Here is an 18,235-nt window from a genome sequence, read left to right on the forward strand (position 1 = left end):
ATACGACACCTCCAATTGACGAAAGTCGGTGTCCAAGTGTTACGGTAATACTCTGCGAACGAGTACTGTATCGTTTCTGCTGTGAGAACAGCCGCAAGAGAACCTGTACGTACGTACTTACCGCACTGTTACAAATAATACTATAATAATACATGTTACTAACTACCCACCCCCGTTCTCCATGGAACGCTATCCGCGTATTGAGTAATACTCTGACAGAGAGTATTACGACGAACTAGCTGCGAAAACGTTTGGAAAAGGCTCGATACTCCTGTGACTATTGTGCTATTATGAATAACACTAGGATAATACGTGTTACCGTGTGGGCGGCCTCTTTCTTTTCCCGATTCATGATTCGTGCGCTCAGAGTTCCACGACGTGTTGAGAGAGACACCACGTGAGCGGCACACGTGGCTCGTTTCGTGATGCGTCAGATCTCGCGTTTTCCGACGTGACATTGCACATAATTGTACGCAACCGAGAGTGTCGAAGACAGCGTCCAATATACTTTAGATAGGTCCTTATAAACTCTCGACTGTGTACACCAGTGACTGGGAACTCGATCCGGAAAGAAATCCTCCGAAACCCATACTAACCGGTCGAGAGCGGAACTATCTCCTAACGGGAGAAACCGATCCGTACGGCGAATCAAAGTTCACCCGAGATGTATCCGATAAGGCAGATATGCTGACAGGGCGGGTACAGGATTTAATCGACGACATCTGCCTTCTGTATCTCGGTGAGCATCTCAAGGGCAGCGAGGGTGAACACGTCTTCAACGTATCTGACTTGGAGTTTCGAACGCAGCTAGTACGCGACCAAGAAATCGTGTGGATCGATCAAGAATCTACGGAGTCGGCGTCCGAGTTCGCCTTCGAGGTTGGGAGCCTACTGAGGATGCTCGAAGTTGGTTCCGACCCAGCAGATATTATTTGGGGGGTTCTTATTGGCTTAGTTGGACACCCTGAGAGCCGTTTTACAAACGAACTAGATACGGTAGAAAATATTCTTCGAAAACTAGAGACTCGCCACCAAGAGCGACTATTCCATGTCGGAGCCACGTTAGCACTCAACGACAAAGACGGAGATTCTGAACTACGTGAGACTGCGAACAACATCCTTCAGAAGGAGGGAATCACTCCTGTCCCAATTTTGGTCGATGCTATCGTACAGTACCAAATCAACCCCGCGTCAGCACCCCTTGATCTACAGATGGACTCGTATACCAGAGACACTAGCCAGCGAGGTCAACCCAAGCAGCCGTCGGGCGAAATAGGCGTGAAGGACTGGGATGAAACGGATATTCGATCTCTCGTTCAGACGCTACTTGAAGAAACTCGATTGCGTGATATCGAGGTACTATGTGTCGATCTCCGCTCCGATATCCACCAAGTCAATGACCGGATACAGTTTGGAACGCACGCGAAAGATCTATTTCGAAATATGTCACTAGACGGGAGCACCGGATCTTTCCCGTCAAGCACATACTCATCGTACGACATGCGTACAGCAGTTCTCAATCGACTATCTGGCCAAGAAGAGTCTCCATTATGGACTACCCGACCCGTGATAGAGGAATCAGAAGACGATAAGTGGAAACTGACTCCGTACGGCCGTCTATTGTATCGAACCACTTTCGACAACGATGGTTCGACATCATGGATCTATCACGTACTGCTTTCGGAGAATTCTCTGTCGGCAGAAGATGAATCCCTAGTCGGGGATGTACTCGACGAATGGAACTCGTGAACCGCTTTGGAGTCAAGCCCCGAGGCACTCGCATTGCTCATCTGTAGATTAACAACCAATTGATGTACTGTTCGAGGGTGTGATGGGTGGCGGTGAACCAGTTCAATTTGAGTCCTTCGTCCGGCCAATTATTGTTGGGAATCGACATAACTAGTGAATAAGTATGGATGTGCCGACGCAGACCTGTTCAGAATTGGCACGATATTGCTATTAGCTTCAATACAGACCTTCTTCCGATGACCACGTCGTCGCTGATGTTGACTACACCCTCTCGGCCTCGTTTAGACGCTCCTGAAACCGTCGGTTAGTAGCTATGTCGAGTGAGCGGAATCAGTCCGTAGGAGTCTCTAGAGGAGGCTCTGCTGTTTGGACATCAGCCGTAGCGAACGATCTGCTCCGCGTCTAAACAAGGCCCACCCTCTCTATTCAGCAACCGGTGCCTAACAACACCTGGGAGCAGCACCAGAGCCCATAGACTCTAACTGTAGCATACCAGCGAACACGCAACTCTACTCCGAGAGAGATCCGCGGAAGAGAGCCAGACTCAAGCCGGGGAGAGACAAAACCGTAGAACAGATGGCTGACACCCACGATCCTCGCCCAGAAAGTCCATCAGTCCCAGAAGGGAATGTCTGGTCCGTTGGACAGCTCAACGCAGAGATTGGGTCGGTGTTGGATGCGGCGCAGGATCGGCTTCCGTCATATGTCGTCGGTGAGGTCTCAGACATTAACCGGTATGACTTCGGGACGTTCTTCGATTTACGCGATTTAGACGATGACGCTACCATTTCGTGTATCATGTGGGCCCACCAGCGCGAGGCGGTTACCCATGAGTTGGAGGAAGGAACTGAGACGATTGTTCGTGCAACCGTTGATTTCTATCACGATGATGGCCGCACACAGCTTGCGGTGAAGAATGTCTGGCCGGTCGGGGAATCGGATCGATCAGAGGACCTCGCTGCGCTTCGGGCCGAGCTCGCGGAAGATGGATTGCTTGATGAGGCGGCGGCGCAACCGCTCCCGGAGTATCCGCGCCATATCGGGGTTGTGACCTCGCTGTCTGGGTCCGCTCGCCGTGACTTCGAGGAAGCGGTTCGAGCCCGCCATCCGGGGGTTCCGATTACAGTCTGTGGCGCAACAGTCCAAGGGGAGGCCGCAGTCGCCTCTCTCGTCACCGCGGTGCGGCGACTAGAGCAGGACTCGGCGATCGATGTGATTGTAGTGACGCGTGGCGGGGGAGCTGACGCGGACCTATGGTGTTTCAATGAGGAACCGGTCGTTCGGGCGATCGCTGATTGTGCGACACCGACAGTCGTTGCGGTTGGGCACGAAGATGACGAGACGCTCGCGGAGGCGGTGGCGGATCACCGGTCGATGACGCCAACCGACGCTGGTGTGGCGGTCGCCCCGGACCTCGGTTCAGTTCGCCAGCGCGTCGCCGATATTGAACACCGAGTGGATCGTGCCTACACCTCGGTCGTCACCGACCGCGTGGCGGCACTCACCCAACGGCTTGACGCCGGGCTCCAAACGCTTCAACAACGAGCGCAGGCTCGGGAAGCGACTCGACAGCGTACCGCTGATCTTGAACACCGGATCACGGTCGCGTACGAAGCGCTCGTCACGTCGCGGCTGACTGCGCTCGAAACCCGACTGAATGACGCGTACCAGGCCCTCGAACATGCTGTGGAGACGGATGCGGTGACTGTTCGGGCCGCGCAGCGTCGAGTAGGAGGGCTTGAATCGCGGATCGACACGGCGTATCAGACACGCGTTGACCGTGAGCTGGGGTCACTCGAAGTTCGAATCGAGGATGGATACCGCGAGATCGAAACCGACGCCCGCGTACAAGCCGGGCAGAGTGAGGCTCGACGCCTCCGAGTTGCCGTTATTGTATTGCTCGTTGTGCTGGGGCTTACGTTGCTGGCACTCGCCGTGGGTGTTCTCTGAGGGTTGAAAAGGCTGGGCGGTAATCACACAGGTATGAGTCAGCACGACGACGTCGATATTGGCGGCACAATTGATCGCCTTGAAGAAATCGCTGAAACGCTTGAAGACGGTGAAGTCGGACTCGAGACGGCCAAAGAACTGCGTGAGGAGGCAGATGAGAAGCTTACGGTGCTTCGAGATACGCTTGATGTCGGTGACGGTGACATCATCGAGATCGACGGCGACAAACTAGATGAGGAGACTGCGGAGTGACCCCGTATACGACCTTGCGTAAGACAGGACTGAACAGTTCTCACGAATCTGTACTATAACCCCCAGGGTCGTGTCGGTAGTATCCTACGGAGGATAGAATTCAGGTAGCCGCGCCTGACAGACTTCTTGGGCTCTGTTGAAATCCTTAAGAACTGACAGGATTAGTGTGCGAGATACAGAGCGCGAATGTGGCACCAGTTGAGGTGCGAGCAAAGTGGTAACTCGAATCCGTTAGTACAGAAAGTGAGTACAGCACAGAAGGTTCATTGTTTCCGCTCGATCCGTACTGAATCAGCCGGTCGCTGAGGAGTACATTCTAATTGATATGGAGTTACTCTCCCTGACATAGTAGAAAACAAACATCGGCGACGATGAATTAGCCAGTACACCTTTTCAAGAGTCGCTCATATATTCTCCATGGCAATTGAAGCGACGTTCACTACGACTGACGGTGAGTTTCCGCTGGCTGCCGTCTTCTCGGAGTTTCCCGCCGCCGAAATCGAATTAGACCGCGTCGTTCCGACGAATGAATATCTCATCCCATACTTTTGGGTTCGAGACGTCGAGGTCGAGAACATCTCGATGGAGAATATCACCCACCCGGGCATCCACGACATTCGGGTGATTGATGACGTTGATGAGGCGGCGTTCATTCGCATCGACTGGGACTTAGCGTATGAAAGCGTCTTGACCGCAATTATCGAAAACGACGTGAGCCTCATTTCCGCGCTCGGGAATGAAAGCCAATGGTCGTTCGAGTTTCGGGCTGAATCACAAGAGGCTCTGTCTGACTTCCAGTCGTACTGTCGAGACCACGATATTCCCCTTGAGCTTACGAAGCTTCACGCACTCTCGCCGTTTACATCGGGGCAAGAGTACAACCTGACCGATACACAGCGCGAAGCGATGACAGTCGCGTTCACGCTGGGGTATTATGATTCTCCGCGCGAGGCGACTCGTCAAGACATAGCGAACGAACTCGGAATTTCACCGCAGGCCGTTGGCTCTCGACTACAGAGGGGAACTCGACGATTGATCTCAAGCACGCTTATGCAACTTGAACAGTAGCGTAAAAACACATTTCTCACGAAAAGGCCATAGACATCCTTCCGGCACTCATATTGGTGGTATGGCACGCACATCTAACGGTGCTAATCAATCTCAAACCGGAAAGGGAGAGCTATTGGAATCAGCGTCAAGTTGGGATCTGACGGATATTGCGTTTATTGACGAGTCTAAACAACACGGGGACTTCTATCGTGTAAAGTACGACTCGGGTCAAACTACACCGAGTTTCGCAGTTCTCACCATTATCTCGAAAGTTACTGAGATAGACCTGTTGGATCTTAATCCATTATATGACAGCATCGACGGCGATGCATTGGATGCGCTGTGTACTGCTGATCTTTCTTCTGTTAGCCGACTGACTTTCCAGTATCATGGGTGCAAAATCACAATTGGAACTGATGACGTAGTTGAAGTGATAGTCGGGTGAGTACCTCAGTAGTCTTTGTTGTAAGACTCCCTGTTTGGGAGGCCAAGCAGCGGGAGAGACCGGGGGGTGTGTCCGTCGAATATGACGAGATCGTAGCACGTAGCATCTGCGACTGGATTTCGAGCCTCAAGCGAGAACAATGATAGCAACCTCACCATTCCAAGAAACCGAAGAAGGAACGTTCCGGGTCCTTCACGTCGATGACGAGTCCGAATTCACGGAGCTGGTCACCGCGTTCTTACAGCGTGAGGACGACCGGTTCGAAATCGCGCAAGCGACCAGCGCCAGCAACGGGTTGGACAAACTTTCCGAGCAAGCGTTCGATTGCGTTATTTCCGATTACGACATGCCCAGCTGTAACGGTATTGAGTTTCTAAAGAAGGTTCGAGCCGAATATCCCGATCTCCCGTTCATACTGTTCACCGGGAAAGGCACCGAGGAAATTGCAAGTGACGCGATTTCAGCGGGAGCTACCGATTACCTGCAGAAGCAACTTTGCACGGACTGTTATACTGTGCTTGCCAACACCGTTTCGAACGCTATCGAACATTATCAGTCCATCCAGGCAGTCAAACAACGCGATCAAAGGCTCCGGGAAGTCATTAAGCGCGTAACGGATGCCATCGTCGAGGTGGACTCGAATTGGCGGTTCACCCTCGTCAATCACCAGGCTGAGGAACTCTACGAGATGGATGAGGAGTATCTCCTCGGGCGTGATTTCTGGGAGGTCTTCAGCGAGGCACTCAACACCCGGTTCGAAGAAGAGTATCGACAGATCATGGACACACGAGAACCCACCTCGTTTGTCGAATACTTCTGCCAGCTCGACGGTTGGTTCAACATCGAGGCGTATCCGGCAGACAACGGTGGAATTGCGTTCTATTTCACTGAACTCTCGAAACCGCTGGCCGATACACCAGCGACTGATTAGTAAATACTCTGTATCTCGCACGACTTTCCTGACAGGTAGCGGGGAAGTACGCGATTGGTACATGGCCGCCATTTATATGACATTTTGCAATTATCCTAATATGAGTGTGACCCAGTTTGACCTAATCTTGTTCGGGGTTCCGGCTCTGATCTCAGTAGGTGTCGCGCTGTTTGCGTGGCAACATCGGTCGAGCCCCGGTGGCAAGCCACTCGTCATCCACGGACTCGGGTCAGCCGTCTGGATACTTAGCTATGGAATAGGCACCAGAGTAAATAGTCAGTTGATTGCTCCACGTATGTTGGGCGTTTCGTGGCTTGCTGCGGTTGTAGTGGCATTCTCCGGTATGTATGTCGCTGTGGAGTATACTGAACGGACGTGGCTCAAACAACCAATAGTACTAGGCAGTATTGGTGGTTATCTCTGTCTGGAAGCGTTAGTGATCGGACTCAATCCCGGCGGCCTATTCTATACCCGTGCCCCGACGGTTATCCAGACTGGGACACCAATCTATGAGTTTGGCGTCTGGTGGGCAGCCCACCTCTTCGTGGTATTTGTCGCAGCCACTGCTATGCTAGGAATGTTTCTTGAAGCGTATTTTACCCAGAGTGGTGCGTATCGTCAACAGGCCCGTGTAATACTCAGCGGTGTCGTAGTCATCTATCTGGCGGCTATTATTGAGGTCGCTGGACTTGAGCCATATCCAGACCTGTTGTACAATGTAACTATGGCTGGGAGTACAATTCTATCCGTGACCTTCCTCTGGGCTCTATTCTACGCCGATTTTCTGGAGTTAACTCCCATCGCACGCAGGGCGTTATTAGAAGACATAGATGATGCTGCGATGGTTCTTGATCATCAGGATCGTCTCGTTTACGCCAACGGCGCTGCCCATGACCTGTTTGATACTGACCCAGAGTACGTCGGTCTGCCGGCAGACGACTTTCCTTTCTCAGTCGGAGATCAAAATCTCAACCAGCTCACGGAGATGGCTAACGGTAAGACAGAGATTGCCATCACACCTAACAGTAAGAAACGGTGCTTTTCTGTGTCAGCCTCAACAGTTGGCGACGCCGAGAGACGCCGTGCATTCGTGCTACATGAAATTACGGCAGAAAGAGAGTACAGACAGCGTATTGAAGAGCAGCGTGATAGTCTTGATATTCTTAATGAAGTGTTGCGTCACGACATCCGGAATAATCTCCAATTGATACTCGGATATACGGATCTGGTTACAGACACGATAGATGATGATGATGATGATGAGTTACGGAGACACTTGGAGACAATCAGTAAAAACGCAGAGCACGCAGTTGACCTCACGAAGGTAGCCCGAGAAATGGCAGCCGTCATGCTCTCTGGAGAACAAGAACTTGAGCCAGTCAGTATCCGCTCAGTAGTAATGTCTGAGGTTAAACATTTTCGTGAGGCGTATCCAGACGCCAACATCATCACCGCTTCAGAGGTACAACAGGTATCTGTACGAGCCAACGAAATGTTAGGCTCCGTGTTCCGCAACCTGCTGAAAAATGCAGTTCAACATAATGACAAAGCGGTTCCGACTATTGTAGTATCATCGAAAACAGAGGATGGACATATCAATATTCGAGTCGCAGATAACGGCCCCGGTATTTCTGACGCCGCAAAGGAGGACATCTTCGGCAAAGGGGAGAAGGGCCTCGACAGTGAGGGTACCGGAATTGGCCTCTACCTCGTCAAGTCACTGGTAGAGAGCTACGGTGGTGACATCTCGATTGAAGACCGCGAAGAAGGCGACGTTATTGAGACTGAAACACCCGCTGATACACCGCCCGAGGGCGTAGTGTTTGTTGTCAGGCTACCAATTATACGGAAGGAATAATATATACTGTATTTATCGTCTGTATCTTCCGTGCTACTACTGACATACTGTGGAGAGGTCGGCGTTTGGCATCGGTACGTGGACGCCCTGTACTGAGCGATCACTCTCTCCCGTAGATCGGACTCGGTTCCTACCACATTCGCGCTCTGCATTCAGCAGAACGCTAAGAACATATTACTGGTTGAGGATATCAACAGAGCCACTTATTGATATTTTTCCATCTGACTTAGCTACGCCACGGCAATGAGTGGAGTCCCACCTGTCTCTACACTCAAAAAATCGGTAGATGTGACGATACTGGCTGGGCTAGGTGGCCTCCTTATTGCGATCCATCTGTTGGCCCCTGAATCACTCCGGACAGGGTTTGTGTTCACGTACGGGGAGCCGTCGCTGGTGTCAGCATGGACGGCAGCAGCGGTCCACGACAGCTGGGCGCATCTCGTGTCGAACGTTGCGTGGTACGCTGTTGTGGTCGGTTCGATATACACACTGCTCGCCAAGCGAGGACGTCGATGCACGTTTTGGCTCGCTACCGCTAGCTGCGTTGTGGTTGTACCGCCAGTGACGAAGTTCGTTGATTACTGGGTACTCCTGCTTCAGTGGGAGGTCGTTGCGGGAATAACGACGGCAAGCGGGTTTTCTGGGGTGGTGAGTGCGTTCGGTGGAATGTTGTACGTAGTACTGCTTGGAGCAGTGACGGCGTGGTACGGGTATACGGCTGGCGTGGTCACGGCAGGGACAGTAACAGTTGCGTCACTCACCGTGCTGTCGGTCACATCCGATGTGCTGCCGGAAGTCGCAGGAATCGCCCTTGGGGTGACAAGCGTAATTCTGTTCGTAATCGGGGCGCATCACAGAGCTCTGATTCAACGGATGCGACGTGCCTGGGCCCACGATCGTGATGCGGGGGTGCTTGTGGGTGTCGGGTGGGTTATCGTGGTGGCCCTGATTGCTGTGTTGTTCCAAGTTGAACTTGATGCGAGCCGTCGCTTCGTGAACGTCGTTGCGCACGGCACAGGATTCACGACTGGAATGCTGGTGATGGTTGGAGTCATCTGTGGCAGGAGAGCACTGGCTGACCGAAACCAGGGCTCCACAGACTGTGCGGGTTGATTCGACGATGAGCACGCCACCCGAACGCTCAACACGCTTCCGGCAGACTGGTGTGTATGAGACGCGGGGTGCTGTTGGTTGTCGTCGGGGTAATGGTCGTGCTCGCTGGTTGTGCGGGTGCGGCCCCTGGTGATTCGACACCAGGAGAGTCTACACCAGAGAATAACACAGAATCTGTAGCGACGACAAACGGGACCGTCGAAGTCCACTACATCAATGTCGGGCAATCAGTGAGTACGCTCATTATTGAGCCGGATGGAGAGACGATGCTCGTTGATACCGGCCACTACAACGATGACGGCGAGTACGTCCTCGAATATCTACAACGCCACGACATTACACGGATCGACCATCTCGTCACATCACACAACGATGCTGACCACATTGGTGGGAACACAGCGATCATCGACTACTACGAGACGGAAGCTGACGGGGTCGGCGCGGTGTACGATCCCGGGATCGCCGCGAGCACACAAACGTACGGCGAGTACCTTGATGCGATCGAGGAGCACGATGTGACGCTGTACGAGACGCGAGAAGGAGACTCGCTTGCGTTCGGTGCGGTCACCGTTGATGTGTTAGGGCCACCGGAGCCGTATCTAGAGAATGAAGCGCGCAACGAGAACAGCATCGTGTTGAAGCTCACGTACGGAGAGACAAGCTTCCTGTTGTCTGGTGATGCCGAAGACGACCAGGAAGCATACCTCGTTGAGAGGTACGACGAGCAGTTACAATCCACGGTGCTGAAAGCCGGACACCACGGCTCTGCGAGCTCATCGAGTGAAGCGTTCCTTGATGCGGTACAGCCGGAAGCAGTCGTGGTGTCAAGCGCATATGATTCGCAGTACGGCCACCCGAACGATGAGGTGCTACAGCGATTGTCGGATCGGTCGATCCCGACGTATTGGACCGCAACGCACGGCGACATCGTGCTTGTGAGCGACGGGAACACAGTCTCCGTTCAAACCCAGGCGGCTGCGCCGACAGACCCCCTTGCGCTTCGTGACGGGGATACTGTCGCGCCGGGAACAAGCGGCACGGTGACTGAACGCGACCGGCTCGGCGGAGCTGGGGCCGGTGCGATTGATTCTGGGGAGAGCGATGACTCTACAGAAGCTGATGACGAGACGTCGACTGAGAACGCGACGCTCGCAGTCGCAGAAATCAACGCCGATGCAGAAGGCGATGATCGGGAGAACCTTAATGACGAGTACATCGTCTTCGAGAACACGGGAGACGACCCGCTTGATGTCTCCGGGTGGACGGTCGCTGATGACGCTGGGCACACCTACACGATCCCTGATAGCGTCACGATCGGCCCAGAAGCAACCCTAACGCTTCGAACTGGGAGCGGGACCAATACGGAAACCGAACTGTACTGGGGGTCGGGCTCTGCAATATGGAACAACAACGGCGATACAGTGATAGTCACGACCGATGATGGTGAGCGTGTCGTGGAGGAACGATACTAATGCCGACTGTTGAGCTACCCGACGGCACGTACACCGCTGTTATCGACAACGTCGAAGACGGCTACGCAACCGTGTTTTTCGAACAGGATGGCGACGAGGTTGGAAACGCCGTGATCGACGCGGCACAGTTCCCTCCAGATGCGCAGCACGCCGACGCAATCCTCACAGTAACGCTTCGTGATGGAGACATTGAGGAAGTAGTGTACGAGCCTGAAGAAACAACAGAACGATCCTCGGCAGCGCAAGATCGGTTCGATCGGCTGTCAACACGACCACCGTCTGACGACGACACCTGATTGAGATTGACCGCTCCACGGTGTGTTTGAGTTACTCTGGTGGAGTCTTTCACGATGGTTGTGACGTGTCTTGGTGGAGATACTTGATCACCATCTAGCGAGTTTGGCCGCTGTACTGTTGTGAACATCCGACTACTGTACTGTCGGTGTCGTGGGTGTACTCAACAGATTTGTAATTCATCTAATCGTCTCAGAAAGGTGGGTTTCTGAGACACACCTAATTAACACTAAGTGTATGGCTACGATTAGTACTAATTACGCATGCCCGAAACCACCGTCACGAAAACGACGTCGAGGAGTGGCGACCGCGAGATCGTGCAGTACAGAACGACTGTTCCCAAGGGACTCGCTGAGTCGTTCGACTTGGAGGGGAAGAAACTCGACTGGGAAGTCGCGTCTGGGAACAAGTTCGAACTGACGATCGTGGACGATGAGGATGAGTGAAACAGCTGTCGGCTACATCCGTCTCTCGCAAGACGGGAAGTCGCTGGAGCGCCAGCACCGTGACGTCAAGGAGTACGCTGACGCAGAAGACTTCGACCTCGTAAAGGTGTATAACGAGGGTCGACACGCCTCTGGCTTCGACGAGGACCGTGTGGAGTACCAGTCGCTACTGGAGCACGTCGGTGACGGCGACGTCGCCGCGGTCGTCGTGCCGAACCTCTCACGCCTTTCACGTGACCGGAAGGAACGTCTCCGGCTCCTCCTAGATCTCGACGCCGCCAACGTGGAGCTGCATTCGCACGAGCTCGGGCGCGCAGTTGATCTCGACGACGACTGGGAACTCGTACAACAGTCGATTAAGGCGACGACCGACGACGTCGAGAAACGAAAGGAGATCGAGCGCTCGAAGCGTGCAACGAAAGAGCGGATCGAGAACGGCTACGACCACGGTCGCCCGCCGTTCGGTCTCCAGTTCGACGATGACGGAGAGTACTGGGTCCCCGACTCCGACTTCGACGACGCACTGGAGGTCATCTCGCTTCGAGAAGACGGGCTCTCGTGGCGGGGAATCTCTAATGAGATCGGGCTAAACAAGGACACAGCACGAAGGGTTTGGGAACGACGCGAGCGATATCTGAGGGAGGTCGAAGCTACGCAGACCGGTGGTTAGCTAACCCGATATCTGAGAGGCCAGCAGTGATCTCAGCGAAGAATACTGAGCTCACCTTCACCAAGGCCATCAAGTGCTTTCCCAATCCCCCGACTCAGAGCGAGGAAGTCTGCCTCCTCGGAGCGGGGGGACACCGTATAATCAAGAGCAGTCTGGGGATTCGTCAGCCACCCTTGGAAGTCATCTGGCAGTTCACTACGGGAGAATTTTCGTGGAACATCTATCCACTCAATCTCACGAACGTGAGGGTAGCCGTACTCGTCATGGAAGTGGCCGTCCCACTCATACTCATATGAACCCTTTAGGTAACCGATTGAATCGACGGTGTTTCGGCCGAGGTAGAGAAACAGCGGAGTACCAGCCGGCCAATCACGAAAGCGGATAATCTGCTCAGCAGCGTTCTTAGCCTTGCCCTCTTTGACCCCCTCTTTTTCGTACATCGCCTTCAGATCAGTCGTCCCTAATTCACGGATGTCTGCAGTCGTGGTATTGGCATCGAGGGGCGTTCCCTCGTCGAACATAAATCCAATTGCGATCTTGCTCTTTTCTCTGCAATCATCCGCAAACTGGTATCGCCGTGAAAAACCAGCATCATCCCCACTGTCCTTCCAGTGACCGGCTGTGACCTTGGCTAGTTTCATACATGACTTCCAAGAGTTGACTTGTACTAAAGTGTTTCGAGATGATCTGGGTTGATATGGGATGATTTTGCCTCTGGTTGAAATCGCACGAAGTTCGGATCCATGGTTGTGGCTGTCGAGGCGAGCACAGTATTTGACCGCAAACCTCCGATCGCACAAGTAGCACTTAGAACGCTACGCCAATCCGAACGACTCTAGTGAACTTCTTTCTTCCCTGTCATCAGGACTATTAGGCCACGCGAAGTCTGACCAAGGGATATAGTGCAACATATCGGGTCAGGTACCCGTTAGGGTCCCACTTTATTGATGATGCGCCAGATGTTCGGCAACGAGTAACGAACATCGACACTTCTTCACATTTTTCCGACCCTGAGCGATCGCTTCGTACTCAGCCGTCTCCGACCTGAGGGTGTCGCAGCGACCGACTCGGACGACTTCTTCGGACAGCTCGATGAGACCGAGGCAGTCACCGACGATCAGACCAACTCGATCCAGCCATCGGTTGAGCAGACGGAAGCCGACGGTCTCCGGACGAGTGCGGATACTATACCTGACTCAACTACATCTACGGAGCCACGGCGGCGAACTGTTACTCTCCGATACGTCGCTCGGTGTCGGTGTAAATTCGAGTAGTACCCCATTACCACGGATAACGGGACCACCAGTAGTCTTTTGCGAGTTGGTGGGCAAGGTCGGGTATGAGTCTCACTTCGGACGACTTCGAGGAGTTCGTTTCCTCGGACCCCGATGATGACGAGACGGTCCCGCTCGGACAGGCACTCTCAGAGCTGGGACTCGATGTCGAGGTTGACTCCGTCGAAGCCGTTCGTGACGTCCGCGAACGGTTATGAGAGTACTCCTCGACACTAACGTTCTCGTCGCAGTAGTTACTCGGGATACCGATCGGTCTGATGAAGCAATCGAACTGCTTGATCAAGTCGACGACCCGCTCGTTTCGGTTCTCAGCCTCATGGAGTTGCGGAGTGTTCTGAGCAAAAAGAAACGGTTCGAACGAGATCGAATCGAGGCCATCGAGAATCGAGTTACCTCTCGCATGACCGTGACTTTCCCCGACGCCTCCGACATGATGGCGGCGAACCGCCTCCAATCGGAAACGTTGTTGTACCCGATGGACGCGATGATCCTCTCGGCGGCTGACGCTACCGACGCAACCCTCGTCTCGTTCGATACCGAACTGGTCGAGCACGGTGCGGAACTCCCCCAACAATTGGTCGACGAAGACGAATGAATCGGGGTTCGTCCTGTCCGAGACGATTTCGTTTGACGTCACGATCCGTGCGCCCCTGACCGACAGCGACACGGAAGCCCCCGCTTGCTGTCCCTGTTTCTGTATCGATCGTACTGTGTTCATAGATCAAATACAGCCAACTACTCATGCGCCAGATGTTCGGCAACGAGCAACGACCATCTGCACCTCTTCACATTTTTCCGACCCTGAGCGATCGCTTCGTACTCAGCCGTCTTCGATCTGGGAGTGGTCGCGGTGATCGACTCGGCGGCTCGAAGCTTCACGTCCGTCAGCGACGCGTCCCGGCTCCACCTCCTACGACTCGTTTGGTCGACCGCCGTTCGCTCCGCGTTCTCCGCTACGAGACCGTCGCGTTCCACACGGTCGGGAGGCGGGCGTACACCGCGGCGTTCCGCCGCAGCGCTTCGACGGTCGTGTACTCGTCGACGGCGTGGACCGTATCGGTGCCGAACCCGAACTCGACGGTCGGCACCCCGGCGCGGCGGAACGTCTTCGCGTCGCCGCCGCCGGTCGCGCTCCGCCGGTATATCCGGTCGTCGGCAGCGTCCTCGGCGGTCTGCGTCACGGCTTCGACAAGCGGGCTCTCGATCGGCTCGTGGCTCCCGACCGACCAGCTCGCGTCGGCGACGGAGACCGCCGGAAAGTCGGCGAGGCACCCGCGGATGTCGGCGAGCACGTCCGCGGTGTCGACGCCGGCGGTGAGCCGGATATCGAGGCGGGCAGTCGCCGAATCGGGAACGGTGTTCACCGCGTCGCCGCCCTCGATCGTTCCGAGGTTCACGGTCGGGTGTTCGAAGAGGTCGCGGGCCGCGTCTGCCCCGAGCGTCGGCTCGTAGAACGCGACGGACTCCTCGACGATCGGTCGCAGCGTCTTGTCGAGGGAGAGTTCGCGGGCGGAGAGCCGTGAGCGGATAAGCGAGCTCGCTTCCCAGAGCCGGTCGATCGCGTTGTCGCCAAGCGACGGGCGGGAGCCGTGCGCCGCAGTGCCCGATGCGCGGAGCGTCAGCCAGATGCTTCCGCGGTCCGCCACGGTGACGGAGTGACGCCCGCGCGAACAGGTCGTCTCGCCGATGACGCAGCCGTCGGGGGCGAGCCGGTCGAGCGCACCGCGTTCGACGAGGGTGTCGACGCCGGCGTCGCCGCCGGTCTCCTCGTCGCTCACGACTGCGAACGCGACTGACACTGGTGGGCCGCGGTCGGCTGCGGCCAGCGCCTCACCGGCCGCGAGCATCGCGGCGAGCGGTCCCTTCATGTCGGTCGCACCGCGGCCGTAGAGCCGGTCACCGTCGCGTTTGCCGAGCGGGTCGCGGTCCCACGCCTCGCGGTCGAACGGAACGGTGTCCACGTGGCCGTTGTACAGGAGGGCCCGATCGGAGTCTCCCGACAGCGTCGCGATAAGGTTCGGTTTCGCCGGATCGGTCGCGACGCGCTCGGTGTCGAAGCCGGCCGTCGAGAGTAACTCCTCGACGTACTCGATCGCCGGGCGTACGTCGCCGGGCGGATTCTGCGTGTCGATCGCCAGTAGGTCGGTCGCGATGTCGACGACGCGCTGAGTCGAGACCGACGGGACGCCGTCGGCAGAGCGAGCGGTCGCGGCTGCGTCGCCGTCGTCGGTCTCGTTGCTTGCGTCGATCGGGTCGATCGGGTCGGCCGCCTCGGTCGTGTCTGCTGTGTCATGTGTCATGGCGTGGATCGCGATCGCCGCTTGTTGGTCGATTCGGCCTTGAGTGACAGAACGGATGGCAGCCCGAAGAGGAGAAGATATCGGCCGTATCGTTCGTACTCCGCGTCAGTCGTCGCTCGGAGCCACCGCGGGGTCGTCGGTGTCGCGGCTCCGCCAAACGCCCTGCGCGTAGGCGCCGATGAACATCCCGCCGATGGCGTAGAGGATCGGCCAGTTACCGATCCCGAGGCTGGCGTAGGCGGCGCCGGGACAGATGCCCGACAACCCCCAACCGACGCCGAAGATGGAGCCGCCGATCAGGACGTTGCGGTCGAACGACTTCAGTCGACGACCGAAGGGGCGACCGGTGAGCGGCGCGGACTCGCGGAGCCTCGGAACGGTCCAGAACGCGAGTCCCGCGACGATCGAGCCGCCGAACATCACGAACAGGAGCCCGAAGTCCTCGAACGTCAGGAAGTCGATGACGACCTCCGGACGCGCCATGTGGCTGAAGCCGAGCCCGAAGCCGAAGACGAGCCCGCCGACGAGGACCAGCGGCATGAACAGGGGATGTCGGCTCACAGTCCCACCCCTAGCGCCGAGACGACGTTCGCGGTCACGATCGCGACGACGAGGAAGGTCGCCACGCCGACCAGCGAGGTACGGGAGACCGAGCCGACGCCGCAGATCCCGTGGCCCGAGGTGCATCCCTTCCCGACACGGGTGCCGATCCCGACGAGGATTCCGCCGGCGAACAGCCGCCAGGCGGACACCTCAGTGGTCCACCCGCTACCGGTGATCGACCACGGGTCGCCTTGATAGATCACCGCGTAGACCGCGGCGCCGCCGATGATCCCGACGGTGAACACAACGCGCCAGTCGCGGGACGGCCGGTACTGTGCGAACCGAGACTGTCCCGAGACGTACGAGAGGGTCGATTCGAGGAACGTGCTCGCGCCGGCCGTGATCCCCGTTCCGAGGTAGATCAGGACCGTTCCGAGCCCCACGAGGAGCCCACCGATCGCGTACCGGGAGACCCCGTTCGGGAACAGCGCATCGACGGTCTGGGGACCCAGTAGGTCGGCGAAGACGGCGTCGATCACCGCGTATCACTCCCGGTGTCGGTGTGTTCGCCGGTCCGAATGTCGGTCCGTCGCCGCTCGCGAGGTACGGTCACGGTCGGATCAGTCGTCGCTCGTGAGCGCATCTTGGCTCGCGGCGCAGTTGTTCGGCCCGAGCTCGAGGGTGAACGCCTCGTCGTCGTCGACGGCGTTCTGCCCGAGGTTCGTCGCGATGATGTCCTCGTAGTTGGCCGGACGCGGGGGCATGTCGGCGAGGACGGTCTCGACGAACTCGTCTTCGTCGGCCGAGAGCGCGTCCATCCGCTCGCGGAGTTCCCCGATCGGCGCGGTGTAGGTGCCGTCTGCCGCCGGTTCGGCGGCGTCGCTGAAGTGCGCGCCGCCGACGAGCACGTCGCCGTCGAGCGTCATCACGCGGGTCTGTAGCGAGTCGTAGAGCAGCCGCGCGGCCTCGGGCGCGCCCTCGTCGCCTTCTTCGAGGTCGGGACGGGCGACGCTCTCGATGAACAGTCCGTCGCCCGTCGCGAGCAGGCTGTCGCCGAGCAGGTAGGAGGTCATCCCGGTCGTGTGACCGGGCGTGGACACCGTCTCGACGGTCGCGTCGCCCACCGCGAACTCGTCGCCGTCCTCGACGAGCGTGACGTCGTCGGTGTAAGTGACGCCGCGGTCGGCGGCGGCGGACGGCAGCATCGCCTCGATGCCCTCGTCGGCGAGATTGCGGAGCCCGGAGATGTGGTCGGCGTGTACGTGCGTGTCGAACGCGTACGTCAGTTCGACGCCGAGCTCGTCGGCGTCGGCGAGGTAGCGCTCGGTGAACGCGCGGAGCGGGTCGACGATCGCGGCTTCCTCGCCGTCGTACAGCAGGTAGCCGAGACAGCCGCTGGAGGGGCGCTGGTACTGGAGCAGTGTCCCCGGGCCGTCGTACTCGGTCACCTCGTGGGTCTCGTAGATCGACGCCCAGCCGTTCATTCCGTCTTCGAGGTGGTCGACGTCGTAGCCGCGGTCGGCGAGCGCGCCCGCGACGTACTCGCTGGCCCCGCCCTTCGCACAGAGCACGGTGACGTGTTCGTCGTCGGGGATGCGGGCGAGGACCGCGTCGTCGATCTCCTCGTCGAGGAACTTGAAGTACGGCTCGTTGATCGACTCGACGTTCGGCCCGTCGATCCGCCACTCATCGTAGTCGCTCGACATCCGTGTGTCGAGCAGCGTCACTGACTCGCCGTCGTCGATGCGGCTTTTGAGCGTTTCCGGGGCGATCGAGTCGACATCCGAGTCCGGGGTCGGGAAGTCCATCTCGTCTGGATCCATGTACAGTAACACGTAACGGGAGGAGCAACTTAAGGGTTCGTATA

At 56.7% G+C, this 18,235-nt stretch carries 19 protein-coding genes; 14 read left to right on the plus strand and 5 right to left on the minus strand.

The features are described from left to right. Positions 1–537 precede the first annotated feature (537 nt). The 12 genes from ACNS88_RS13180 to ACNS88_RS13235 all read left to right on the plus strand — a co-directional run bounded on the left by ACNS88_RS13180 (position 538) and on the right by ACNS88_RS13235 (position 12,230). Complete coding sequence (locus tag ACNS88_RS13180; protein ID WP_435098462.1) at positions 538–1,749, plus strand: hypothetical protein; 1,212 nt, start codon at positions 538–540, stop codon at positions 1,747–1,749. 576 nt (positions 1,750–2,325) lie between these two features. Next, entirely contained in the window at positions 2,326–3,699 is a 1,374-nt protein-coding gene (xseA, locus tag ACNS88_RS13185) for an exodeoxyribonuclease VII large subunit (protein ID WP_435098465.1), read from the plus strand. Between the two features lie 33 nt (positions 3,700–3,732). Further along, positions 3,733–3,951 carry an exodeoxyribonuclease VII small subunit gene (locus ACNS88_RS13190; RefSeq protein WP_435098468.1) on the plus strand — a complete coding sequence of 73 codons (219 nt, stop codon included), beginning with the start codon at positions 3,733–3,735 and terminating at the stop codon, positions 3,949–3,951. A 417-nt stretch (positions 3,952–4,368) separates the two neighbouring features. Further along, positions 4,369–5,019 (plus strand): helix-turn-helix domain-containing protein, encoded by a 651-nt coding sequence (locus ACNS88_RS13195; RefSeq protein WP_435098471.1) that lies wholly within the window; start codon positions 4,369–4,371, stop codon positions 5,017–5,019. 61 nt (positions 5,020–5,080) lie between these two features. Then, positions 5,081–5,446 carry a HalOD1 output domain-containing protein gene (locus tag ACNS88_RS13200; RefSeq protein WP_435098474.1) on the plus strand — a complete coding sequence of 122 codons (366 nt, stop codon included), beginning with the start codon at positions 5,081–5,083 and terminating at the stop codon, positions 5,444–5,446. 139 nt (positions 5,447–5,585) lie between these two features. After that, positions 5,586–6,377 carry a response regulator gene (locus tag ACNS88_RS13205; protein ID WP_435098477.1) on the plus strand — a complete coding sequence of 264 codons (792 nt, stop codon included), beginning with the start codon at positions 5,586–5,588 and terminating at the stop codon, positions 6,375–6,377. A 100-nt stretch (positions 6,378–6,477) separates the two neighbouring features. Further along, a complete protein-coding gene (locus ACNS88_RS13210) occupies positions 6,478–8,235 on the plus strand; it encodes a sensor histidine kinase (RefSeq protein WP_435098480.1) in 1,758 nt (585 codons plus the stop codon). A gap of 243 nt (positions 8,236–8,478) precedes the next feature. After that, positions 8,479–9,348, plus strand: coding sequence for a hypothetical protein (locus tag ACNS88_RS13215; protein WP_435098483.1), 870 nt, complete (start codon positions 8,479–8,481; stop codon positions 9,346–9,348). A gap of 56 nt (positions 9,349–9,404) precedes the next feature. Continuing rightward, the gene (locus tag ACNS88_RS13220) at positions 9,405–10,820 is read left to right on the plus strand and encodes a lamin tail domain-containing protein (RefSeq protein WP_435098486.1); all 1,416 of its coding nucleotides are present in this window, start codon (positions 9,405–9,407) and stop codon (positions 10,818–10,820) included. Next, a complete protein-coding gene (locus tag ACNS88_RS13225; protein ID WP_435098489.1) occupies positions 10,820–11,116 on the plus strand; it encodes a DUF3006 family protein in 297 nt (98 codons plus the stop codon). The genes ACNS88_RS13220 and ACNS88_RS13225 overlap by 1 nt, the downstream gene beginning before the upstream one ends. A gap of 261 nt (positions 11,117–11,377) precedes the next feature. Further along, a complete protein-coding gene (locus ACNS88_RS13230) occupies positions 11,378–11,560 on the plus strand; it encodes a hypothetical protein (RefSeq protein ID WP_435098492.1) in 183 nt (60 codons plus the stop codon). Further along, entirely contained in the window at positions 11,553–12,230 is a 678-nt protein-coding gene (locus tag ACNS88_RS13235; RefSeq protein ID WP_435098495.1) for a recombinase family protein, read from the plus strand. The genes ACNS88_RS13230 and ACNS88_RS13235 overlap by 8 nt, the downstream gene beginning before the upstream one ends. Positions 12,231–12,262: 32 nt before the next feature. Here the strand turns inward: ACNS88_RS13235 and ACNS88_RS13240 are convergent, their stop codons facing one another. Then, positions 12,263–12,871 (minus strand): DUF8426 domain-containing protein, encoded by a 609-nt coding sequence (locus tag ACNS88_RS13240; protein ID WP_435098498.1) that lies wholly within the window; start codon positions 12,869–12,871, stop codon positions 12,263–12,265. A 698-nt stretch (positions 12,872–13,569) separates the two neighbouring features. Between ACNS88_RS13240 and ACNS88_RS13245 the strand changes: the two genes are divergently transcribed. Both ACNS88_RS13245 and ACNS88_RS13250 read left to right on the plus strand, forming a co-directional pair. Next, entirely contained in the window at positions 13,570–13,722 is a 153-nt protein-coding gene (locus ACNS88_RS13245; RefSeq protein ID WP_006114452.1) for a hypothetical protein, read from the plus strand. Then, complete coding sequence (locus tag ACNS88_RS13250; RefSeq protein ID WP_435098502.1) at positions 13,719–14,120, plus strand: type II toxin-antitoxin system VapC family toxin; 402 nt, start codon at positions 13,719–13,721, stop codon at positions 14,118–14,120. Before ACNS88_RS13245 ends, ACNS88_RS13250 begins: the two co-directional genes overlap by 4 nt. Before the next feature lie 358 nt (positions 14,121–14,478). On the opposite strand, the gene ACNS88_RS13255 is transcribed toward ACNS88_RS13250, so the two are convergent. The 4 genes from ACNS88_RS13255 to ACNS88_RS13270 all read right to left on the minus strand — a co-directional run bounded on the left by ACNS88_RS13255 (position 14,479) and on the right by ACNS88_RS13270 (position 18,191). After that, positions 14,479–15,825 carry a M20 family metallopeptidase gene (locus ACNS88_RS13255; protein ID WP_435098505.1) on the minus strand — a complete coding sequence of 449 codons (1,347 nt, stop codon included), beginning with the start codon at positions 15,823–15,825 and terminating at the stop codon, positions 14,479–14,481. Positions 15,826–15,930: 105 nt separating this feature from the next. Beyond that, a complete protein-coding gene (locus tag ACNS88_RS13260; protein WP_435098583.1) occupies positions 15,931–16,365 on the minus strand; it encodes a YeeE/YedE family protein in 435 nt (144 codons plus the stop codon). Positions 16,366–16,382: 17 nt separating this feature from the next. Next, the gene (locus ACNS88_RS13265) at positions 16,383–16,907 is read right to left on the minus strand and encodes a YeeE/YedE family protein (RefSeq protein WP_435098508.1); all 525 of its coding nucleotides are present in this window, start codon (positions 16,905–16,907) and stop codon (positions 16,383–16,385) included. Positions 16,908–16,988: 81 nt separating this feature from the next. Then, the gene (locus tag ACNS88_RS13270) at positions 16,989–18,191 is read right to left on the minus strand and encodes an MBL fold metallo-hydrolase (RefSeq protein ID WP_435098511.1); all 1,203 of its coding nucleotides are present in this window, start codon (positions 18,189–18,191) and stop codon (positions 16,989–16,991) included. Positions 18,192–18,235 lie beyond the last annotated feature (44 nt).

It is taken from the genome of Halorubrum shenae (genome assembly GCF_051194165.1).
Taxonomy (GTDB): Archaea; Halobacteriota; Halobacteria; order Halobacteriales; family Haloferacaceae; genus Halorubrum.